We start from the raw sequence: 21,998 nt of genomic DNA, 5'->3' as shown, positions 1-21,998 counted from the left end.
CCTGGCGGGGGTCTCCGGGGCCACGAACTTCGCGGCTTGCCTCTTTTGACGACCGGTAAGACGCCCCCTACTCTTGGCGTCCTCCGGCCGGGGTAGCCGCGTGCCTTCGTCTTCGGCCGTGTTCTCGCGCCCCCGGAGCCGCCTTGGCCAAGAAGAAAACCACTCCCGCGAAGCCCTCCGCGGCCGGCAAGGCCAAGGGCGGCGCTGCCGCCGCATCGAAGTCGGGCGGGCCCAAGAAGACAAGCACGAAGGCCGGCAAGAAGACCACGAAGAAGGTCGGCAAGAAGACGACCAAGAAGGTCGCCAAGACGACCACCAAGAAGACGACGAAGAAGGCCCCCGTCAAGAACGCCGCCGTGAAGAAGACGGCGCCAAAGAAGAAGGCCGAGACCAAGAAGACGTCGAAGAAGAAGACGACGAAGAAGGCCCCGGCCAAGAAGACTTCCACGAAGAAGCCCTCGACCAAGAAGGTGCCGTCGAAGAAAACGAGCAAGAAGACCACGACGAAGGCGGCCGCCCCGCCGCCTCCACCCCCACCGCCGCCGCCGCCCCCACCGGCGAGCGCCAACCAGAAGCCCGCGCGGCCGAGCCGGCCCAAGCGACCCAAGCCGCCCGCGGCGGTCATGCCCGAGGGCATCGGAGGCCTTCTCAGCCCCGGCGGCCCGGCGCGCAAGCCGCTCATCTCGTCCAGCCAGCGGGTTGAGCCCGACGAGAACGCCAAGGCCGAGAAGTATCCGACCAAGAGCCCGTTCAACAAGCGCGAGCTGCAGAAGTTCCGCGACATCCTGCTTCGCAAGCGCAACGAGGTCTTGAGCGAAGTGACCGGGCTCGAGGGCGGCGCGCTCACGGGCGGGGGCTCGGGCAACCTGAGCAAGACGCCCCAGCACATGGCCGACGCCGGCAGCGACGCCGCCGACCAGACGCTCTCGCTCGACCTGGCGGCCGCCGAGCGGAACCTCATTAAGGAAATCGACGCCGCGCTCAAGCGCATCGAGGACGGCGTCTTCGGCCTGTGCGTGGCGACCGGCAAGCCCATCCGCAAGGAGCGGCTGCAGGAGCTGCCCTGGGCCCGCTACTCGATCGACGCCGCCCGCCAGCTCGAGGGCAAGCGGTAGGCCGTGGCCACGCCCGCGACATCGAAGGCCGCTTCGAAGGACAAGGATGCGCCGACCGCCAAGCCGGACGCGGGGAAGAAGTCTCGCCCCGGCCGCAAGGCGTGGCTCGTGCTGCTCGTCGTCGTCGTGCTGGGCACGGTCATCGATCTCGCCAGCAAGACCATCGCTTTCAACACGCTCGCGCCGTCGCCGGTCGCCATCGACCGCCGCGACGTCATCGACGCGACCGAGCTGCAGACGCTCATCCCCCGCCACGACCCAACGGTGCTCGTGCCGCACGTGCTCGAGTTCAAGCTGGTCTTGAACCCCGGTGCCGTCTTCGGCATCGGCGCCGGCAAGCGCGTGTTCTTCATCATCGCGACGACGCTGGCGATCGCCTTCGCGCTCTGGATGTTCGCCCGGTGGACCGGCCCGCGCGACCGGTGGGCCCACGCCGCGATCGGCCTGGTCATCTCGGGCGGCCTGGGCAACCTCTACGACCGCGTCCGCTTCGCTTGCGTGCGCGACTTCCTGCATCCCCTGCCCGGCGTCAACTATCCCTTCGGCATCGAGACGCCCTGGAGCGGCCGCGAGGTCTGGCCCTACGTCAGCAACCTTGCCGACCTGTGGCTGATCATCGGCGTGGGCGTGCTGGTCGTGTTCCTGTGGCGGGGGCCGAGGGATTGATCCTGTCGCCTCGCCGGCGGGGCCGCGCCCTTCGGGCTGGCGCTGCGCGGGCGGATCGGTTCGTCAAGGCGCCTGGCCAGCGGGGCCGCCGGGAACTCGCAGCCGGCGGATCGCGTTGGCGATCGTGATCGCGCGGCCCAGGTGCAGGAAGGCCAGGACCGACGCGACCAGCCCGAAGGGCGCCCCGCGTAGGGCACCGCCGACAGCACCAGCAGCACGCACAGCGCCGTCGCCAGCCCGACGCTCGAACGCGGCGCCTCGATGCCGTGCTCGAGGAGGAAGCGGTTGGCCTCGACCGACCAGCCGCGGTAGGCCCGGAAAACCCAGTACAGGTTGAAGAGCGGGATGAACAGGAAGCCGACGGCCTTGCCCGCCGTCGTGCGCGTGGGCTGGATCGACGCCCACAGCTTGTACAGCAGGACCATCAGCATCACCGTACTGACGATCACGAGCACGACGACCAGCCCCATCAGCGCCAGCGCGACGCCGACCATGTCGCGATCCCCCTCGATCATCAGCACGACCATCGGGACCATGGCGACCCACGCGGTGATGCTCGCCCCGTAGATCGTGCCGAGGAACAGTCCCTTGGAGATCGGCGTCGACGGGCCGTGCGGGAGCGTGGCATCGGCCCCCCGCGCTGGGACCGCCGGCGTGCCCGCCGTGCGCCAGGACAGCGCCGCGATGACGAGCAGCCCGAACGCGCACGCGTGGATCACGATGGTCGCGAGGCTGAGCGCGATCATCCAGGGCCGCAGGTCTTCGATGAACCCGCCCGTGTACATGCGGTGGGACAGCCACGCCTGCCCGAGCGGAGAGCCAAGGCCGTTGGCGATCGACAGGGCGCACGCGACGACCACAAGGCCGCCCGCCCCGCGCGACCGGCGGAGGGCGGCCAGGCCGAAGCACAGCCCCACGATCGCGACGACCAGCATCGGCGACACGCCGATCAGCCGGTCGAGCGCGAGCGACCAGTACGAACCGGGATCGGGTTGGAACACGCGTGCCCTCCTGCCGTGCAGGCCGATGCTCCTCGCGTGCGCAGCGTACGCAGGGGAGCGATCGGGCGTGGCCCGGGGGCCGCTGGCCGCACGCAGGCGCACGAGAAAGGGCGGCCGAGGCCGCCCATCGCGTGCAATCGTGGCGTGCCGTCCTTATCCAGCCTTGTCGGCGCCCTTGGCGGTCTGGGCGTCCTTGAGCTGCTGGGCATCCTCGATGGTCAGCGTTTCGCCGCCGTCCGGCCCGCTGCTCGTGGGCGCCGAGGTCGACGCCGGGTTCTGGTTGCCGATGGTGCCGAAGTTGAAGGTCTTCTCGTCGCTCCAGTCGCTGACGACGCTGGTCGTGAGCCTGGTGGCGACCTGGTAGGCGATCCACTCGAGCCCGCCGGTACGACGAGGTGCGCCACGAACAGGGCCGGCAGCGCGAGCATCGCAAGCCTGGCCGGCCGCGCGTTCCGCCGCGGCACGTCGTGTTGGTCCTTGGCCTGCATGTACCGTGCTCCTCCGGTGGCCCGTCCCGTCCCCCGCGGCGTGGCCAACGGTAGCGGCGATCGGCCCGGGCTTCGGGCGCGGTTCTCGCAAGTCGCTCTTAGGGTCGCGCCGGTTGGCGACGGTGCCCGATGGGCCGTTGGGGGAGCGTCGGGAGCGAGTCTTGCGGCCTCAAAAACGGTTTCCGAGGCCGCGAAATCTCCTGAACGGCCTCCGGGAACGATTTCCGAAGCTTCGGAAACGCTTGAACAGCCTCCAAGAACCATTTCCGAGGCCTCGGAAACTCTTGAACAGCCTTCGGAAACGATTTCCGAGGCTTCGGAAACGATCTTTGAGGCTTCGGAAATGATTTCCGAGGCCTTGGAAATGATTTCCGAAGGCTCAAAAACTCTTGACGCTCGACCCAAAGTCTTTCTGAGGGGCGCCAGGGCGGTTTCTCTATGGGACGAGGGGGATGGCCCGGGGGTGCGGGGTTCTGGGACCCGCTCCGCGGGGGGCGTCGTGCGACGGTCGCGTTTCGGACTCTGACGAGCCCCCGCGGTGACGCGGGAGCCCACTCCGTGGGGGGTCATCCCCTCCCCCGCTCCCAGCGGGGCCACTCCGTGGAGGATTCGTGGCCGAGGTCTGCCGAGGTCGGAGGGGGTCTTTCGCCTTCTCGCGTTCTGGCGACGTTTGTAGGGGGTTGGGGTAGGATGGGCCCTCATCGTAATGCGATGACCGATAGGTTGGGCCCTCGTTCATACGGATGTAGCAATGCCCGCACCCAAGGAAGTCAAGGACCTCGTCGCCCGCTTCGCCGAGCACATCGACGCCTACAAGCGTGGCAACTACAACGAGACGCAGCTCCGCCGCGAGTTCCTAGATCCATTCTTCGGAGCTCTCGGCTGGGACGTCTTTAACGAGAAAGGCTACGCCGGTAGCTACAAGGACGTCGTTCACGAGGCGGCCTTGAGGACGAGCGGGACGACCCAAGCCCCCGATTACTCCTTCCGCATCGGCGGCCAGCGCAAGTTTTTCGTCGAGGCCAAGAAACCATCGGTCGACGTGAAAGGCGAACGGCGGCCAGCGTACCAGCTGCGGAGTTACGCGTGGACGGCCAAGCTCCCGCTCTCGATCCTGACAGACTTCGAGGAGTTCGCGGTCTACGACTGCAAGATTAAGCCGAAGCCGAACGACACCCCCGCCACTGCGCGTCTCCTCTACATTACCTACGACGAGTACGATGACAGGTGGCACGAGATCGCATCTGTGTTTGCCAAGTCGTCGATCCTAAGGGGCGCGTTCGACAAGTATGCTACGAAGACAACCGGCAAGCGAGGCACAACCGAGCCCGACGACGACTTTCTCAAACTTCTGGAGTCATGGCGTGCCAAGCTAGCCCAAGCCCTCGCGCGCAACAACAGCCTTTCCACTCGACAGCTCAACCACGCCGTGCAGCTCATCATTGATCGCATCGTGTTCTTGCGGATCTGCGAAGACCGTGGCGTTGAAGTCGCAGAAACGCTCCGAACCATTGCCAAAGGCAAGGACGTATACGCCGGGCTGCTCAAGCACTTTCGAGCGGCGGACGCCAAATACAACTCGGGGCTCTTTCATTTTGACAGCGAGCGAGGTCGCGACGATCCTGACACGCTCACGCCGGCGCTGAACGTCGGAGACTCGGTGCTCAAGGACATCATCGACAATCTTTACTACCCACAATCTCCGTACGCTTTCGCGGTATTGTCAGCTGACTTACTCGGCCACATCTACGAGCGGTTCCTGGGCAGCGTCATATCGTTGAGCAAAACCGGCAAGACCGCCAAGGTCGAGACAAAGCCTGAAGTCCGCAAGGCCGGAGGTGTCTACTACACACCAACATACATCGTCGACTACATCGTCGAGCAGACCGTGGGTCGACTGCTTGAGGACCGCACGATCGTAATGAAGGGTCGTGGCAAGGCTCGCGGGCCGGTAATGAACAAGCCGCTTCGCGTGCTAGATCCAGCCTGTGGCTCTGGATCCTTCTTGCTAGGTGCTTACCAACGGCTGCTGGACTGGTACTTGGACTTTTACGTCAACAACGACCCAGAGTCCTGGGCGGCTTTACCTCGCCCACCGGTCGCCGCGCAGACAGATCGCGCACGGTCTAGGCAGCGCGGGCCAACGGAAGACACAAGAGGAACCTGGGCGCTTACGCTGGTAGAACGCAAACGCATCCTGGTATCCCATGTGTTTGGCGTTGATATAGATTCCCAAGCAGTTGAGGTCAGCAAGCTCAGTCTTCTGCTGAAGACTCTCGAAGGTGTGAGCGATGCAACCTTGGAAACCCAATGGAATATCTTTGATCGACACGAACGAGCCCTGCCCGACCTGAGCGACAACATCAAGTGCGGCAATTCACTGATCGGCAGCGACTTCTACACCGGCCGGCAATCGGGCATGTTCGACGACGAGGAGCAGTATCGAATCAACGCGTTTGATTGGCACATAGGGTTCGAGGAAGTCACGGAAGACGGTGGGTTTGATGCGGTGATCGGGAACCCGCCGTACTTCAACGTAGACGACACTTGGGGCAAGGGCGATCCTCGCGCCGCATATCTCAAACGTGCTTACCCACATGTCTATCGTGACAAAACCGACATCCTCTTCTACTTTCTAGCTCGGTCGGTGGCGTTACGAAGCGCAACGGTGATGTTTATCGTATCTCGAGCTTTCCTAGAAGCATACAAGGCTGATGGCCTACGAGGATTCTTGGCCAGAGAGGCCGACATTGATCATGTTATTGATCTTCGAGATTACAATGTATTTCAGGGAGTAGGGATAACTACCGCGATTATTAAGCTTGTCCAAAGCGAGACAGTCCCTATAGCATCGTTCAGGCGGCTGCAATCAAGCCAACGCTCTGAGGTGCGAACGCTTGCACTAGACTGCATGGACGCGTTTGCCACTGTGGACGTGCCGCAAGCACGTTTGGGTGCGGAGCCTTGGGTCTTTGGAACCTCCCGTATCCAAGGCCTTTTAGACAAGTTAGACAACGCTGGAGACCCAGTCGACCGAGTCCTACTTATTGGTAAAGGGATGGAAACCGGCCGAAATGGTGTCTTCGGCAAGCTTAATGACCATCTGATGGCGTCTTGGGGCGTACCCGAAGAGCTTGTTTATACGCGGGCCCGCAATTCTGACATCCAGCGATACAGCATTCACGATAGCGGTGAAAAGCTACTGTACTTGGAAGAAGTAGACACCTTTGAAGAATTGCCGGCAGCGGTACAATCTCACCTTCTATCTGCCGAATCTCAACTAAAGAAGCGTGCCGCGTATGTAAGAGGTGACTGCGACTGGTGGAGATATACTTGGCCGCTTCACGCTGAATGGCATAAGCGGCGCAAGCTGTATTGTCCCTACCTCGCGAACGAAAATCGATTCGCGCCAGACTTTGACAATAGGTTCTTGGGACTTACCGATACAACAGTGTTGTTCGATAATGACCAGGGCGAGGATCTGCTGTACATATTAGGCATTTTGAATTCACGGGTCATGACATTTCGTTTTCGGTACATTGGAAAGCTCAAGAGCGGCGGCATTCTTGAGTACTTTTGGAATTCGGTTTCTCGTCTTCCCATTCGGCGTATTGACGTTGATGACGCGACTGATGTAGCTCACCACAATCAAATGGTTGAACTCGTCCAGTCCATGCTCAACATGAATCGGCGGCTCCACGGTGACGAGGGCACCAGGCTAACCCCCCAAGAGCGCCGCGTCCTTGAGAGCCGACTCTCCGCGACCGACCGCGAGATCGAACTGCTAGTCCACAAGCTCTACGGCCTGACCGACGAAGAGACCGCCATCGTCGAGGAGGCGATCTCGTAGCATATAGGGAGATACTGATCTCGAAGGGAGCGTACGATGGCCAAGCGTGTAAGCAAGCGTTATGGCAATGAAGAGCATCGACTTGCACTTACGTTGAAGTACGATGGCTCACTCGCAGCTCGTGGTGAAGTTCCCGCAGCCGAACTTGCTCAATCCCTTGAGGGCTGGGATCGTCTGCTCCACTTAGCGATGTACGCACAGGCCTTAGGCCGGCTCGAACCGGCACCACCGGGCGCTGTTCGAATCTCGGAATTGCGCGTTCTCGGAGCGAGAAAGAGTTCCTTTCTTGTTGATGCGGTACTCTGGTTTGGTAACGCCTCCGCAGCGGGGGTCATCGGTGCCGGCGCTTATGAACTCGCCAAGCGAGGATGGCCATGGGTCGCCACTATGATCCAATCGCAAGTTCACCTTCGACAGAAGCACGTTACCGAGGATGATGCTATAGACGAAATTGAACGCCTAGCAAAGGAGCATGCCCTTCGAATAACGCGTAACCGAGAGAACTCCGAGCGGTACCTTGCCTCGGTGGCATCCTCGCTGGCCGACGCTACTGCACCACTTCAGTCGTCGGCAGCAGACGTCGTGGCCAAGCTGGCCGAGACGGACAGCCCCATCACCATTACGCAGGCTGACCGTACGGCACTTATTACTCCGTATGAGCCTCCAGTGCTGGATCCGGAGGACGAAGGCATCATTTCAGCAGCCGTGAAGTTTATTCGCATCAATAGACGGACTGGAAACGGCACTATGGAGTTTCTCGCGCCGAAGGAACCCAGCCAACTGGGCGTGCAGCGATTCCGCTGCATCGATCCGATGATCCGACGGCGGGCTAATCGCTACACCGGTGCATTCCACCTAGATACGCCAATGGTCGTGCAAATGCAGCGAAGGGGTTACGAACAAGGCAGGAAGGGCCACTACTGGCTCATCGCGGGCCTTGATGGAGGTGAGTTGGGCGAAGACAAGGGGTTGTTTGATCCACTCCAGGAATAGCAGAGCCGCGTTGCCATGCCCAAGCAATCCCAGAGCTTCCCCCTCCTCGACATCCTGCGCGACGGCCCCGCGTGGCTGGGGCCGGTGCTTGCCGTCAAGGCGTTCGCGATCGTGGGCATTGTACTGCCGATCGTGCTGCAGATGGCCCTGCCGGCGCAGCAGAGCTTCATGCGAATCGCGCTGCCGGGCGCGGTCTTCCTCGCGATCGCGATCATGGCCGTGTGGCTCTTCGCGCGTGCGCAGCGGCTCGGAGAGAAGCGCACGCTGAACCGTGTGCGCAACATCGAGGACGTGCGAGCCCTCGGCTGGCGACGCTTCGAGGCCCTGCTGGCCGAGGCATTCAGGCGCGAGGGCTACGCCGTGCGGCGCAAGGACGGCGGCGGCCCCGATGGCGGCGTCGACGTTCGCTTGTCACGCGACGGCAAGGCAACGCTCGTGCAGTGCAAGCACTGGAAGGGCAAGGCGGGCGCGCCCATCGTGCGCGAGCTGCTGGGCGTCGTCGCGGCCGAGCGGGCCCACGCGGGCATCGTCGTCGCCTCGGGCGGATTCACGAAGGAGGCCATCGGCTTTGCCGATCAAGCGACGCGGCAGGGCCAGCCGCTGCGGCTCATCGATGGCGACGAGCTGCTGCGCATGATCAAGGCGGTGCAGCCGTCGCAACCGGAAGCCGAGCGTGATGTCGCGTCGCAGCCGCCGGCCTGCCCAACGTGCGGCGCGGCGATGCAACGCCGGCTCGCGCGCCGCGGGGCCAACGCGGGCAGCGAGTTCTGGGGCTGCACGCGCTACCCGGCCTGCAAGGGCACACGCGACATCGCGTAGATCGACTCTCGCGGGGTGCCCCCCGCCTCACGGCGGGGGCTCGTCCGACCCGCGAAGCGGAGCCAAGACCCCCTCAGCCTCGGAAGACCTCGGCAGCTCCCCCGCTGGGAACGGGAGAGCGTGTGAGCCCCCCACGGAGTGGGCCCCCCGCGTCACCGCGGGGGCTCGTCAGCACTTGGGAAGCGGAATCTCGGACCCTCACCCCGGCCCTCTCCCCGAGGGAGAGGGAAACCGCCGCCCTCCCCATCCGGTCGATGTTCGCGTTAGGCCCCCTGGCGACGCGTGGGCGGGGGTGGCTCCCGAACATCGGCCGGATCGTTGTCGGTGTGATTGAGAATCGCAGGGGTGTGATTGAGAATCGCAGGCCTGCGGACGGCATCCACACCCCTGCGGGAGGCAGCCGCACCGCTGCGGATGGCGTCCGCACCCCTGCCGACGGCGTCAACACGAGTGCCGGAGCCGCCCGCACCAGTGCGGGCAACGCCAACACCGGTGCCCGAGCCACCAACACCAGGACGGACGGCATCCGCACGACTCTCGGTGGCAATAACACCGGTGCGCGAGGCGTGCCCGCTGGCGGGGGCGGCGCGAACACGGGCGTGAGCGGCGGGCGCGGGCGTGCATGCTCGGAGGGCAGGGCCCCGCTCGCGAAGTGAAACCACGAACGATCGTCGACCAGGCGACCGGCCGAAGAGGTCCGGTTGCTTACGCAACCGGCTCGGACGGAGGCGTGCTCCATCCGGACCCTTCGTCGCTCCGTGCCTTCGTCGCTCCGTCGCTTCCCCCCCGTGCTTCCAACCCCCCAGCCGCCGGCGGTCGCGCGCCTACGCGTCGGGATCCGTGGTCGACGCGACGCCGTCGAGGGCCGGGGCGTCCCACCCACCGCCGAGCGAGGCGTAGAGGTCGATCAGCCCGAGCAACGCATCGCGCCGGGCGCGCACCACGCTCCGCTCGATGGCAAGCCGCGCGCGGCGGGCCTCGGTGACGTCCAGGAAGTCGACGCGGCCGGCCGAGAAGCGGTCCTGCGAGAGCGTCTCGGCGTCCCGGGCGGCGACCTCGGCCTGGCGGAAGCGCTCCGCCCGAGCCTCGGCCCGGGCGCGGCGGACGCCGGCGGTCTCGACCTCGGCGAGCGCCCCGAGCGCGGCGGCCCGCAGCCGGATCAATGCTTGCCGCTGCTCGCTCTCGGCCTGCTGCACGCGGGCGTCGATGCGGCCGCCCTGGAAGAGCGGCAGCGAGATCGTCGGCCCGGCCTGCAGCACGTACGCCTCGGGGTTGACCGCGTCGCTCGCATCCGGTCCCTGGAGCGTGATGGAGCCAAGCAGCGTGACGCGTGGGAAGCGTTCGGCCTCGGCCGCGCCGATGCGCGCCGTCGCGGCGGCGAGCTCGCGCTCGGCCCGCCGGAGATCCGGACGACGCATGAGCAGGTCGGCCGGCACACCGCGGCTCGGCACGACTACGCCCTCGGGCAAGCCGCGCTCCGCGATCGTAACGGAGCCCGCCGGCACACCCAGCAGCACGGCCACGCGGAACTCGGCCGCGCGTCGGTCGGACTCCAGCCCCGGGATCAACGCCTGGTTCGACTCGAGGTCCCGCCGAGCCCGGGCCACGTCGAGCTCGTCGGCAAAGCCGGCGGCCGATCGCGCGATGGCGATGTCGAGCGCGTCGCGGTCGGTCTCGATCGTTGACCGCACGATCGCGAGATCGCGATCGATGGCGCGGACGGCGATGACCTCGCGCGCGACCTCGGCCACCAGCGCCACGCGGCTGGCCCGCAGGTCTTCGGTGGCGAACTCGATCTCGGCGTCGGCGGCCTCGACCAACCGGGACACGCGGCCCCACAGGTCGAGCTCCCATCCAGCGACGGCGCCGAGCGAGTACAGGTCTCCATCCTGGATCGCCTGCGAAGAGCCGAAGCTCGGAGCCTCGTCGCCCGACTCGGTACGGGTGTACGAGCCCTGGGCATCGAGCGTCGGGAGGCGCTCGGCATTGGCGATGCCGCGGCGGGCGCGCGCGGTGACGAGGCGCTCTCGGGCCTCGGCGAGCGTGAGGCTGGAGGCGAGCGATTGCTCGATCAGGGACGTGAGCTCCTCGTCCTCGAATCGCAACCACCATTCACCCAAGTCGGCTTCGGGCTCGCTCACTTCGGCATCCGCCCACGACTCGGGAAGCAACTCCGCCGGCTCGGGTTGTTCGTAGTCCGGACCGACCACGCAGCCCGAAGTCACGATCGCAGCCGAGAGCCCGAACACGACCGACGCGTGCCGGCTCATGATCCCTCTCCCTCGACCTCGACGTAGACGTCGAACTGCTGGCCGATGCCGGGCGACTCGAACGACTCGTCGAGCGCGTAGACGACCTGGAGCACGCGCGTGTCGATCAACTCGCTCGTGCGGCCGGAGAGGTTTCGCTTCGGGACCACCAGCGGCTCGATGGCCACGAACTCGAGCGCAACTCGTTGCTCCGCATCGCCACGCGGAGACGCCCATGCGCGAGCGCTCGGCGAGAAGCGAGGGATGTCGACCTCGTCGATCTCGACGCGCAAGTGCATCGAGCCCTCGCGACCCAAGACGAACAGCCCCTCGTTGGGGACCGACGCGGGTGCGAACTCGCCCTGCCTTGCATTGGCCTGCAGCACGCGGCCATCGACCGGGCTGCGGACGGTGAGCAACGCCAGATCCGCACGAGCCCGCGCTACTGCCCGGCGAGCCTGGGTCACGCGGGACTCAGCAGCGAGGATTTCCGGGCCGTCTCCCGCCCTGTCCGCGTCGACGAACCGCTGCAGCTCGGCTCGTGCTGCAGCGACGCTCGCGTCGGCGCGCTCGATGGCGGCGCGGGCCGTCTCGACGCGAGCCTCGGATTGCGCGACGGCGAAACTCCGGCGATCGACCTCCTCTCGCGAGATCGCACGCGGATCGTCGACTGCCTGGGCGATGGCGAGCTGGTTCTGCTTGTCGGCCAGGTCGGCCTCGGCCACCCGTAAGTCGGCCCGAGCCGATTGCGCCGACGCCTCGGCCGACCGCACCGACGCACGCAATGGCGGGATGGCGGCGCGCAGCGACGCGAGATCGCTGGTCGCCACCTCGATCTCCGCCTCGCGCAGCGCCACTTCGGCCTCCGCCCGGCTCGTGTCGACCGTGAACAACGGATCGCCCCTGCGGATCTGATCGCCAACGTCGACGTGCACGTCCGTGATCACCCCGGCCGTGTGCGCCGCGATCGCCAGAGCCTCGCCCGGCGGCTCGCTCGTACCGATGGCTCCGATGTAGGCCTTCCCATCCGTGCCGACGCCAGCGTCGGACGCGGCCGGGGCGGTCGTCGGCTGGCGGGGCGGCACTTCGTCCGTCGTGATGGGCCGGTTCTTCACCACCAGCCCGGTTCCCATCACCAGGGCCGTGAGACCGACGAGCGGCAGCCCCCACGTCAGGAGCCTTGATCGGGTACTCATGATCGCGAATCCTCTTCCGGTGTTTCGGTCCGCGTGATGCGGCCGTCGGCCATGTGGTTGATGCGGTCGGCAAACTCGAAGATGCGGCTATCGTGCGTCACCACGATGACCGATCGGTCGCCCGCGAGCGCGACGTCGCGGAGCAGTTCCATTACGGTGTGACCCGATGCGGCATCGAGCGACGCCGTCGGCTCGTCGCATATGAGCAGGCTTGGCTCATGCACGAGGGCCCGAGCGATGGCGACTCGCTGCTGCTGCCCGCCCGAAAGCTGCGAGGGCATCTTCCGCGTCTGGTCCTCGAGACCAAGCCGCTCGAGCAACTGGCGGGCCTTCTTCTCGGCCCTTGAGGTCGACTCGCCCTGGGCGACGAGCGGGAGCGCGGCATTCTCTTCGGCGTTGAGCGCGGGCAGCAAGTTGAACTGCTGGAAGATGAAGCCGAGCCTGGCGAGGCGGAAGTCCGCCAGCCGTCCACCGCGCATCGCGCGGAGGTCCTTGCCGAGCACCTCGAGCTCGCCAGCCTCGCAGGAAAGGATGGCGCCGATGACCGAGATGAGCGTCGTCTTTCCACAGCCAGAGGGGCCGACGAGAAAGGTCATCTTGCCCGCCTCGGCCGAGAAGTCGGTGCCACGAAGCACCTTGATGCGTGTTTCGCCGGCGCGGAACGACTTCTCGATGCCAGTGCAACGCACGGCGAGCGTCGGGCCCGCGGACTTCTCGTGTGGCAGGGTGGCGATGGTCATGGCGTTATCCTCGGAAGACCGTGGCGGGATCGACCACCAGCACGCGCCGCATGCTGAGGATGGTGGAGCTGAAGACGATCACGGTTGCCATCACGGCAACGCCAATGGCGACCTCTGGCAGCAAGTAGAACCCACGCAGGGCGTCCACGTTCTTGGACGGCCAGTTGAAGAACTGCGAGGCGGCGAACAGGCCGAGCCCATAGCCGATGGCGCCAACGAACGCGGCCTGGAACAGCGTCATGAGCAGAAGCCGTCCGTTGCGAACTCCGATGGCCTTGAGCGCCGCGTACTGCCGGAGATTCTCCGAGATGAACTGGTTGAACGTCAGCCCGACGATCGCAATCCCGATGAGCACGCCCAGGAACACGACGGTCCCGAAACTCACAGGGATGCCCGTGTTCTTGAGGATGTAGATGATCGACTCGAGCCGGAACTGATCGCTCGTGACTGCCTTCAGGCCCGTCTGCTCGGCGATGGCCGCGGCCACGGCTTCTCGCTGCTCCGGATCGGCGGCCTTGGCCAGCACGAAGCTGAGCTGGTTGCGTCCGTTGTTGGTGTACTGGGTGGCCAGGCTGTAGCGGGTGTAGATCGTGAGATTCGCGCTGAATGCCGGCGAAGCGTCGACGATCGCCGCAATCCGAGCCCTTTGGTCGTTCAGTTCGATGACCCTGCCGACGTCCAGTTCTTGCCCGGGAAAGAGCAACCGGAAGCCTGCAGGATTGACCGCGATGCTGTCCGGCATCGTCAGGTCTTCGATGGAGCCGAACAGGAACGCATCGGGGACGCCCACGAGCGATGCGTCGTCGATACCCAAGATGATGGCATTCTCGAGCGTGCCCTCGCGCGTGCGGACCTGCACGTTGGCGCGAAAGAACGGAACCGCCCAGGCAACGCCTTCCACGCCGCGGACACGCTGGAGGGCGGTATCACGCAGCGGGAATGGCGCGTCGACCGTCTTGACGCTCGGGTCCATCACCCAGACGTCGGCTTCGCGGACGTCTCGTACGACGCTCGAAGCTCTGCCGAGCAACCCGAAGAAGATCGAGACCTGCTGGCACACGAGCAGCGTGCTTAGAGCCACGCCGAACACCAAGCCAAGGCACTTGGTGGAGTCTCCCAGCAGCATGCGTAGCGCCGTTCGGAGCATCAGGCCGGTCCTTCCTGCGCCTTGGCGTCATCGACGAAGCCATCGAGGCCACGGATCGCGAACTCTGCGAGCGTCGCCGCCATGCGGTTGATTCCAGCCTTCGTGGTTGGGGGCGGGTGCCCGAGCAGCGTCAGGATTTCGCGGCTGTGCTTCGCGTTCACGCAAAGCGCGATGACGCCGTAGACAAGATCGTCGTGCGTCTTCCGGCCGAGCTTCCGTCCGACGACGGCTCGGACGACCCGCGACATCTCGTCCTTGATCGGGCCGGCGCAATGCTGCACGAACATGTCGAGCGCGCCGGGCGTAGGCGTGACCGTCTCGTGGGCAAGAAGCCGGCCCGCCCAGGGGTGCGATTCGCTTTCGGTCAGGACGAGCCGCATGAACCACGCAACGAGCTTGCGCAACGCAACGCGTGGATCGATCTCGTCTGCGAGCCGTGGCATGGGCTCGGCAGACACCATCTGTTCCGCCGCGACGGCCCACACTGCCAGGTACAGGCGCTCTTTGGAGCCGAAGTGGTACTTCACGCCCGAGACGTTGGCCCCTGCGGCATCGCAGATCGCCCGGACGCTCGCCGCCCGGAAGCCAACCGCGGCAAATTCCTCGCCGGCAGCGTGCAACAGCCGTTCCCGAGTGTCATCGGCGCGGGCTAGAGAGTGCGGCTTGTGAGGACCGATCGTGGCTTTCATTCAAACACCCGTTTCATACGGCTGTTTGAAAGCTAGCTCCACGGACGATGCCGGTCAAACGCGTGTTTCACTGGTCACGGGAAGTCCCTGTCCGACTGAGCAAAACCCACAGATGTACGAATTGCCGCGCCCGGATGTTGGGCCAGCCGGCCCGCGTGGCTGGCGCGCTCGATGCCGCCTCGCCCACGCACTGAAACGCCCGGACAGTCGCCCGGGCGGCCTTGCTTTGGTTCATGCCTCCGCTGCGCCCGAGCCCACCTCGAACCGATCCAGCATCATCACCTTGTTCCACGCGGCGATGAAGTCGTGCACCATCCGCTCGTGGCCGTCGGCGGCGGCGTAGACCTCGGCCAGGTTGCGCAGGTGGGCGTTGGAACCGAAGATCAGGTCCATCCGCGTTGCGGTGTACCTGGTCTCGCCGGTTTCGCGATCCTTGAGGTAGAAGCCCATCTCCATGGGGTCGGCGGCCTCCCACGCGTAGTCCATGCTGGTCAGCGTGGTGAAGAAGTCGTTCGACAACACCCCCGGCCGGTCGGTGAAGACGCCGTGCCTGGAGTGGTCGAAGTTCTGGTCGAGCACGCGGAGGCCGCCGACGAGCACGGTCCACTCGGGGGCGGTGAGCGTCAGCAGGTTGGCGCGGTCGAGGAAGATGCGTTCGGGGGCGACGTCCATCTTGATGCTGGTGTCGACGTAGTTTCGGAAGCCATCGACGACGGGCTTGAGCCAGTCGAAGGTTTCCGCGTCGGTGTGCTCGTCCATGTTCTCGGCCAGGCAGTCGGTCCGGCCGGGCGTAAAGGGCACGGTCGCGTCCACGCCGGCGTCTTTGGCCGCCTTCTCGATAGCCGCGCAGCCGCCGAGCACGATGAGGTCGGCCAGGGAGACCTTGGTGTTGCCCGATTGCGAGCCGTTGAACTCGGACTGTACCGTGCGGAGCGTGTCGAGGACCTTGGTCAGCTCCTGCGGGCGATTCACGGCCCAGTCCTTCTGCGGGTCGAGCGCGACGCGGGCGCCATTGGCGCCGCCGCGCTTGTCCGAGTCGCGGTAGGTCGAAGCGGATGCCCAGGCGGCCGAGACGAGCTCGGAGACGCTGAGTCCCTTCGACAGGATCGCCTGCTTGAGGTTCGCCACGTCGCTCTCGTTCACCAGGTCGTGGTCGACCGCGGGGATCGGGTCCTGCCAGACCAGGTCCTCGGCGGGCACCTCGGGGCCGAGGTAGCGGCTCTTGGGGCCCATGTCGCGGTGGGTCAGCTTGAACCAGGCACGAGCGAAGCAGTCGGAGAAGTAGTCGAAGTCGGCGAGGAACTTCTGGCAGATCGCGTTGTACGCGGGATCGACCTTGAGCGCGATGTCGGTGGCGAGCATCATGAGCTCGTTCTGTTGGCCCGGCTCGTGCGCATCGGGCGTCTTGGGCGCATCGGGGTCGACGGGCTTGTACTGGATGCCGCCGGCCGGGCTCCTTGTCAGCTCCCAGTCGTACTTGAACAGGTTCTCGAGGTAGGCGTTGTCCCACTTCGTCGGCTCGGGCGTCCAGGCGCCCTCGATGCCGCTGGTCATGGCGTACTTGGCGTAGCCGGTGCCCTCGGTGTTCTTCCAGCCCATGCCCATGGCGCTCATGGGGGCGCCCTCGGGCGCGGGGCCGACCTTCGAGGGGTCGACGGCGCCATGGCTCTTGCCGAAGGCGTGCCCGCCGGCGATGAGCGCGACGGTCTCCTCGTCATTCATGGCCATGCGGGCGAAGGTCTCGCGGATGTCGCCGGCGGCGGAGTACGGGTCGCCGTCGCGCATCGGGCCCTCGGGATGCACGTAGATCAGGCCCTGGAAGCTCGCGGCCAGCGGGGCCTCGAGGTCGTACTCGGCATCGCCGGGCTCGCCGGTCCAGCGCTTCGTGCGCGTGACCATCTCGCCGGGGTGCGGGCCGGGGAACGTCGGGTTGGCGTCCTTCTCGCGGGCGAACTCGGCGACGCCCTTGCCATCCCAGAACTCGCTGCCGAAGTACATGCCGCGGTCGGGCTCCCAGGCGTCGATGCGTCCGCCGCCGAAGCCGAAGGTCTCGAAGCCCATGTCCTCGAGCGCGACATTGCCGGTGAGGATCATCAGGTCGGCCCAGCTCAGCGCCGCGCCGTACTTCTGCTTAATGGGCCACATCAGGCGGCGGCTCTTGTCGATGTTGCCGTTGTCGTCCCACGAGTTGGTCGGCGCGAAGCGCTGCAGCCCCGCGCTCGCGCCGCCGCGGCCGTCGGCGATGCGGTACGTCCCCGCCGCGTGCCACGCCATGCGCACCATCTGCGGTCCGTAGTGCCCGTAGTCGGCCGGCCACCAGCTCTTGCTGTCCCTGAGCATGGTGCGGATGTCGGCCTTGACCTCGTCGAGGTCGAGGGCTTTGAAGGCCTTCTCGTAGTCGACGTCGCGCAGCGGGTTAGCCTGCGGCGGGTTCTGGTGGAGCAACTCGACGGGCAGGCGGTTGGGCCACCAGTCGCTGATGGTCGGGCCCGAGCCGAAGGCGCCGCCCACGCGGCCGCCGCGGAAGGGGCACTTGCCGGAGCCCTGGTCGTTGCCGCGGCCGGTGGAACGGGACGAAGTGTCCATGGTGGTCATGCTCGTGGTCTCCTTCGTGCTGGGCTCGACGCCCGGTCGCCCCTTGCCGCCGCGTGCCGGAGGCAGTCATCTGGAATGATTCTAAACTAGATTCCGCAGGATACCCCCCACGGTTGGCAAAGGCCATTCCGTTGTCGCATCGCTGAGGGTGATCCGGGATGACCCAACGCGCGAGCCGGCCGGCTAGTCGACCCAGCGCACCACGGCCTGCTTCTTCTTGCCGCGCTTGAGCACGGTCAGTCGATCGTGCAGGAGATCGCCGGTAGTGATCGGGGACGAGCCATCGTGGGGCGCGCCGTTGACGCGGATGGCGCCGGCGGCCAGGAACTCGCGCGCCTCACGCTTGCTCGAGGCGAGCTCGGTTGCCAGGAGCAGGTCGATGAGCAGAATGCCCGCGGCCAGGTCGGCACGCGGGTGGTTGATGCTCGGCGCGTCGGCGATAGCGGCTTCCAGCCCGTCCGCATCCAGCGACGACAGGTCGCCGGAGAACAGCGCCTCGCCCGCGCGCAGTGCGCTGCTGGCCTCGTCCTCGCCATAGCGGAGCGTGGCGGCCTGGCTCGCGAGCATCTTCTGGGCGTACCGGCGGCCTGGCGCCTGCTCGTGGCGGCGCATGATCTCCTCGATCTCGCCGCGGCCGAGCAGCGTGAAGATCTTGAGGAACCGCTCGACGTCGGCGTCGGCGGTGTTGAGCCAGAACTGCGAGTACTCGTAGCAGCTCGTGCGCTCCTTGGTCAGCCACACGGCCCCACTCTCGCTCTTGCCGAACTTCGTGCCGTCGGCCTTGGTGACGAGCGGCACCGTGAAGCCGAACACGGCTGCGCGACGCTCGAGCTCCTCTCGAACGACCGTGTCGCCCGCTTCGGTGCTGAGCCACGCGGGCCGCTGGCGTGTCATGGGGAGCTCGACCATGAGACGGCGGATGAGGTCGATGCCCGAGACGACGTTGCCCCACTGGTCGCTGCCGCCGCACTGGACGGTGACCTTCTTCGTCAGGTGGAGGTGGGCGAAGTCGAGGGCCTGGAGGATCATGTAGCTGAACTCGGTGTAGCTGATGCCCTGCTCGCGGCCGTGCAGCCGGTCGCGGACCGAGTCGCGTTGGATCATCTGGTTGACGCTGAAGTGCTTGCCCACGTCGCGCAGGGCGTCGAGGAAGCTGACCTTGCCCAGCCACTCGAGATTGTTCAGGATGGGCGGCTCGGCAAGGCCTGCGCCGGCAAACACGCTGCCGAAGATCGGCCGCTGGGCACCCACGTTGCCCTCGATGCCCTCGCGGCTGATAAGGCTCCGCTCGGCGCTCTTGCCCGAGGGATCGCCAACCAGCCCCGTGCCCCCGCCCATGACGACGATCGGCTCGTGCCCGGCCCTGGCCACGTGGACCAGGGTCATGATGGGCACGAGGTTACCGATGGTCAGCGAGTCGGCGGTCGGATCGAATCCGCAGTAGATCCGGCGTGGGCCTTCGTTCAGGTGCTCGGCGAGCCCCTCCTCGTCGGTGCACTGGTGGAGCAGGCCCCGCCAGCGGAGCTCGTCGAGCAGGTCGATCTTGTTCGAGGTCTCGGGCATGGGCCGTGATGGTATGGTCGATGGCCCGGGCCCGCCTGGCTACCCACACCCCGCGTCGAACTCGTTCTGGAAGGCGAGGAAGTCGAAGATCGTGAGCGCCCCATCGCCATCGAAGTCGGCTACCGAGATGTCGCCGGCATCGAAGGCGTTCTGGAAGCCAAGGAAGTCGAAGATCGTGAGCTCGCCATCGCCATCGATATCGGCACGGCATGCCGTGCAGTCGGCCAGCGGGTTTGCGACGATAAACCCCAGGAGCGGATCGTCGAAGCCATCCCAGATGCGCTGCTGCACCTCGAACTGCACCAGCGTACCCCAGCAAACGTTGCTGGCATCGACGTCTCCAGAAACGAGGACGTCGAACGGAAGTCCATTGAAGATGTCCTGGCCACGATCGGCCACGTTGTCGGCGAACACGTTGAACCGGCGGGCATCCGGATCGCCTGCGAAGCTGATGCCCGTCGAACCGGCATCGACGAACACACCACCCCCGTCGCTGGCCGTGTTGCTCTCGAAGGTGCTGGCCTCGAACGCCACGTCCGGGCTCTCGAGAACGTAGACCGCCCCACCGCGCTCTGCCGAGAGGTTGCCCGTGAAGCGTACATTCGAGAACACAGCACCGGGGGATTCTTCGATGAATGCGGCCCCGCCATCAACCCGGGATTCGTTGCGGATGAAGTCCACGTCCGTCACTGTGACTCGCGCGCTGAGCCGCAGCATGAGCGTACCGCCTCGGGGAAGTAGTTGCTGCTGCGTGTCATTCGCTTCAAACACGCATCCCTCAATGATCGCGTCTTCGCCCCTGAAGATCGAAAGGCCAGCGGCGGCAGGAAAACCAGTTCCAGGAGACACATTGCCACGGAACTCGCAATCGATGATTTGCAGCCGCGGGACATCGGACATGACCGCACCGCTATCTCCATTGTCGATGAATAGACACTCGCGGATCTCAACATCCTCGCTGTCGATTATGTTCATGCCCCTGGCAGGATTGCCATCGAATTGAACCGCCTCGACCTTGAGGCGATCTGTGCGATTCGTACTTAGCCCTACGGATGTCGCGCCTTCCAGTAGCCCGCCACGAATGGTCACGTCCGGCGCATCTGAGATAAACAGCATGATACTGCCACCGGAAATGTTCACCCTGGTCAGGACGTGCCCTCGTCCACGATTGATCTGAATGCCCTGGAGGCCGTCACGCGATTGGACATCGGTGATGTGGAGTTGCTGCTCCACATCGAGAGTGGCGCCGATAGCGAACCTGCAATCGCGCATCTCGGTGTCCCGCACGACGGCCACACCCCTCTCGAATCGGAGCGCGTTGTTGGCGAAGGTGAACTCCGCCTGCTCCACGATCGACCCGCTGAGATAGGCCCCTGTATCCGGGTCGATCTGCCCATCAACGGCGAACTGCGTCAACAAGACGCCCCGCCACTGACCAGGCGCGGGATCGGGCGCGCTCGATCTGAAGACGATCGGGTCGCTGACGGCGCCGCGGGCGATAAGCGTGCCGGTACCAAACGAGGCCGACCCAATTTCTATACCCAAGTCGTCGTCGAACTCCACGGTGACGCCCGGTTCGATCGTCAGCGTGGCGTCGTCGCCCACGATGATGTTGCTGACGACCTGGTACGGACTGCCAGCGGCGGTCCACGTCACATCGTCGAGAATCGGGCCGCCGACGGGTGTCTGCGCCAGAGCAACTGATGCCCCGCAACCACACGTGATCGCAAGCAAGGACCGAGCGGCCAGTCCGACCCGACCGTGCATCGCCCTCATCGCCGCACCTCCCAATGTAGCCGCCTGCCACGTTTAGGCAGGGTGAATCGGCCGTGCTCATCATGGTAACGGAAAGTGCCTGAATGTAAGCAAGCTATTTCGAAACAGCGGGTCGAAAGCACGTGTGCCTACCGCGGCTCGGGCTGCCAATCCGCACTCGTCGCCTGATCGGCCCACCGCCGCATGTCGCGGAGCTCCTGCCAGCCCAGCACCTCGGCGTGGCCGTCGAGCATCGCCGCCACGGCCTTCCCGCCGCTGCCACCGGGATGCCGCAGGCTGACGAAGCCGCTGTTCAGGCCGGGATTGGTGGCGCGGTCGTCGTAGCTCTCTTGCCAGCCGGCGCCGAACGTCGGGGCCTCGACGCGGAAGAAGCCTTCGGGGTCGGGCAGCTCCTCGATCGTGCCCGGGCCCCGGAACCGGGCCGAGGCGAAGGCGATGACCTCGGTCGGCCTCGTCGCCTGATCGTCTCGCTCGAGGAACACCTTGCCGAAGACGCGCTGGCTCGTTCGGTCGCCAAGGTGATTGACGCTGCCGCCGACGTAGGCCACGTTCATGCCCAGGCTCGGGTAGAGGCTCACGACGTACTGGAAGTCGGCTCGACGTCCTCGAAGGGTCGCTAGGGCCGCATCGTCGTAGAGACCGCGGAAGTCGTAGTCGAGGTAGGGAGCCAGCCGCCAGGGGTAGCGCTGGGCGATGCGTGGATCGGTGATGGGCTCGCCGCGGTCGTCCAGCGGCGCGTCGCGGCCTCGCACGTCGCCGACCTCGGGCATGCCGGGCAGCAGTCGGCCGTCGTTGTCCTGGGCGTAGAGCTGGAAGGCGATCATGGTCTGCTGGGCCGCCGCCAGCTCGCGGGTCGACTTGGCCAGACCGCGGGCGGCGCCGAGGCTCGGCAGCAGGATGCCGATCAGGACCGCGATGATGGCGATGACCACGAGCAACTCGATCAGCGTGAAGGCGACGTTGTGACGGCGGACATGTGCCATAGCTCTGAGGATGATTCCTGTCAAACCAGAATTATTCTTGACCGACAGCGAGGCAAGCCCAATACTACGCAACTGAGACTCAATCGCAACAACATTCCGGGCTGAATCTCAAGTCCGGCTATCCAGGA

General features: G+C 65.6%; 16 protein-coding genes. 5 read left to right on the top strand and 11 right to left on the bottom strand.

The annotated features are described in order from the left end of the window. Window positions 1-143: 143 nt before the first annotated feature. Both RIA68_02300 and RIA68_02295 read left to right on the top strand, forming a co-directional pair. Window positions 144-1,115, top strand: coding sequence for a TraR/DksA C4-type zinc finger protein (locus RIA68_02300; GenBank protein ID MEQ8316264.1), 972 nt, complete (start codon window positions 144-146; stop codon window positions 1,113-1,115). 3 nt (window positions 1,116-1,118) lie between these two features. Further along, window positions 1,119-1,781 (top strand): signal peptidase II, encoded by a 663-nt coding sequence (locus tag RIA68_02295; GenBank protein MEQ8316263.1) that lies wholly within the window; start codon window positions 1,119-1,121, stop codon window positions 1,779-1,781. Here RIA68_02295 and RIA68_02290 read toward each other — a convergent pair. Together RIA68_02290 and RIA68_02285 are read right to left on the bottom strand one after the other, a co-directional pair. Further along, complete coding sequence (locus RIA68_02290) at window positions 1,697-2,782, bottom strand: hypothetical protein (protein ID MEQ8316262.1); 1,086 nt, start codon at window positions 2,780-2,782, stop codon at window positions 1,697-1,699. The two genes, RIA68_02295 and RIA68_02290, sit on opposite strands and share 85 nt — an antisense overlap. Before the next feature lie 153 nt (window positions 2,783-2,935). Then, a complete protein-coding gene (locus RIA68_02285) occupies window positions 2,936-3,361 on the bottom strand; it encodes a hypothetical protein (GenBank protein MEQ8316261.1) in 426 nt (141 codons plus the stop codon). Between the two features lie 660 nt (window positions 3,362-4,021). Here RIA68_02285 and RIA68_02280 point away from each other — a divergent pair. From RIA68_02280 to RIA68_02270, 3 genes are read left to right on the top strand one after another with little or no spacing between them, the layout of a single operon-like run. Continuing rightward, window positions 4,022-7,120 carry an Eco57I restriction-modification methylase domain-containing protein gene (locus RIA68_02280; GenBank protein ID MEQ8316260.1) on the top strand — a complete coding sequence of 1,033 codons (3,099 nt, stop codon included), beginning with the start codon at window positions 4,022-4,024 and terminating at the stop codon, window positions 7,118-7,120. A gap of 36 nt (window positions 7,121-7,156) precedes the next feature. Continuing rightward, entirely contained in the window at window positions 7,157-8,113 is a 957-nt protein-coding gene (locus RIA68_02275; GenBank protein MEQ8316259.1) for a hypothetical protein, read from the top strand. A gap of 15 nt (window positions 8,114-8,128) precedes the next feature. Further along, the gene (locus RIA68_02270; protein ID MEQ8316258.1) at window positions 8,129-8,932 is read left to right on the top strand and encodes a restriction endonuclease; all 804 of its coding nucleotides are present in this window, start codon (window positions 8,129-8,131) and stop codon (window positions 8,930-8,932) included. An 824-nt stretch (window positions 8,933-9,756) separates the two neighbouring features. On the opposite strand, the gene RIA68_02265 is transcribed toward RIA68_02270, so the two are convergent. The 9 genes from RIA68_02265 to RIA68_02225 form a co-directional block, all read right to left on the bottom strand. Then, a complete protein-coding gene (locus RIA68_02265; GenBank protein MEQ8316257.1) occupies window positions 9,757-11,202 on the bottom strand; it encodes an efflux transporter outer membrane subunit in 1,446 nt (481 codons plus the stop codon). After that, window positions 11,199-12,377 carry a biotin/lipoyl-binding protein gene (locus RIA68_02260; protein MEQ8316256.1) on the bottom strand — a complete coding sequence of 393 codons (1,179 nt, stop codon included), beginning with the start codon at window positions 12,375-12,377 and terminating at the stop codon, window positions 11,199-11,201. Before RIA68_02260 ends, RIA68_02265 begins: the two co-directional genes overlap by 4 nt. After that, window positions 12,374-13,117, bottom strand: coding sequence for an ABC transporter ATP-binding protein (locus RIA68_02255; protein MEQ8316255.1), 744 nt, complete (start codon window positions 13,115-13,117; stop codon window positions 12,374-12,376). Before RIA68_02255 ends, RIA68_02260 begins: the two co-directional genes overlap by 4 nt. Window positions 13,118-13,121: 4 nt before the next feature. Beyond that, window positions 13,122-14,264, bottom strand: a complete 1,143-nt coding sequence (locus tag RIA68_02250; protein ID MEQ8316254.1) for an FtsX-like permease family protein — start codon at window positions 14,262-14,264, stop codon at window positions 13,122-13,124. Then, window positions 14,264-14,884 carry a CerR family C-terminal domain-containing protein gene (locus RIA68_02245; GenBank protein MEQ8316253.1) on the bottom strand — a complete coding sequence of 207 codons (621 nt, stop codon included), beginning with the start codon at window positions 14,882-14,884 and terminating at the stop codon, window positions 14,264-14,266. The genes RIA68_02250 and RIA68_02245 overlap by 1 nt, the downstream gene beginning before the upstream one ends. A 300-nt stretch (window positions 14,885-15,184) precedes the next feature. Next, window positions 15,185-17,548, bottom strand: a complete 2,364-nt coding sequence (katG, locus tag RIA68_02240; GenBank protein ID MEQ8316252.1) for a catalase/peroxidase HPI — start codon at window positions 17,546-17,548, stop codon at window positions 15,185-15,187. Window positions 17,549-17,731: 183 nt separating this feature from the next. Further along, window positions 17,732-19,111 (bottom strand): tyrosine--tRNA ligase, encoded by a 1,380-nt coding sequence (gene tyrS, locus RIA68_02235; GenBank protein ID MEQ8316251.1) that lies wholly within the window; start codon window positions 19,109-19,111, stop codon window positions 17,732-17,734. Window positions 19,112-19,150: 39 nt separating this feature from the next. Further along, window positions 19,151-20,887 carry a right-handed parallel beta-helix repeat-containing protein gene (locus RIA68_02230; GenBank protein MEQ8316250.1) on the bottom strand — a complete coding sequence of 579 codons (1,737 nt, stop codon included), beginning with the start codon at window positions 20,885-20,887 and terminating at the stop codon, window positions 19,151-19,153. Window positions 20,888-21,015: 128 nt separating this feature from the next. Next, entirely contained in the window at window positions 21,016-21,870 is an 855-nt protein-coding gene (locus tag RIA68_02225) for a type II secretion system protein (GenBank protein MEQ8316249.1), read from the bottom strand. Window positions 21,871-21,998 lie beyond the last annotated feature (128 nt).

This window comes from Phycisphaerales bacterium (genome assembly GCA_040217175.1).
Lineage (GTDB): Bacteria > Planctomycetota > Phycisphaerae > Phycisphaerales > UBA1924 > JAHCJI01.
The sequence above is the reverse complement of the archived record's forward strand: the minus strand, read 5'-3'. Positions and strand labels throughout refer to the sequence as shown.

Excerpts from the sequence above, each read along its gene's own strand:
- RIA68_02280 (MEQ8316260.1), top strand. The coding sequence starts at position 4,022 with ATGCCCGCACCCAAGGAAGTCAAGGACCTCGTCGCCCGCTTCGCCGAG.
- RIA68_02275 (MEQ8316259.1), top strand. The coding sequence starts at position 7,157 with ATGGCCAAGCGTGTAAGCAAGCGTTATGGCAATGAAGAGCATCGACTT.
- RIA68_02270 (MEQ8316258.1), top strand. The coding sequence starts at position 8,129 with ATGCCCAAGCAATCCCAGAGCTTCCCCCTCCTCGACATCCTGCGCGAC.
- RIA68_02265 (MEQ8316257.1), bottom strand. The coding sequence starts at position 11,202 with ATGAGCCGGCACGCGTCGGTCGTGTTCGGGCTCTCGGCTGCGATCGTG.
- RIA68_02260 (MEQ8316256.1), bottom strand. The coding sequence starts at position 12,377 with ATGAGTACCCGATCAAGGCTCCTGACGTGGGGGCTGCCGCTCGTCGGT.
- RIA68_02255 (MEQ8316255.1), bottom strand. The coding sequence starts at position 13,117 with ATGACCATCGCCACCCTGCCACACGAGAAGTCCGCGGGCCCGACGCTC.
- RIA68_02250 (MEQ8316254.1), bottom strand. The coding sequence starts at position 14,264 with ATGCTCCGAACGGCGCTACGCATGCTGCTGGGAGACTCCACCAAGTGC.
- katG (MEQ8316252.1), bottom strand. The coding sequence starts at position 17,548 with ATGACCACCATGGACACTTCGTCCCGTTCCACCGGCCGCGGCAACGAC.
- tyrS (MEQ8316251.1), bottom strand. The coding sequence starts at position 19,111 with ATGCCCGAGACCTCGAACAAGATCGACCTGCTCGACGAGCTCCGCTGG.
- RIA68_02230 (MEQ8316250.1), bottom strand. The coding sequence starts at position 20,887 with ATGAGGGCGATGCACGGTCGGGTCGGACTGGCCGCTCGGTCCTTGCTT.
- RIA68_02225 (MEQ8316249.1), bottom strand. The coding sequence starts at position 21,870 with ATGGCACATGTCCGCCGTCACAACGTCGCCTTCACGCTGATCGAGTTG.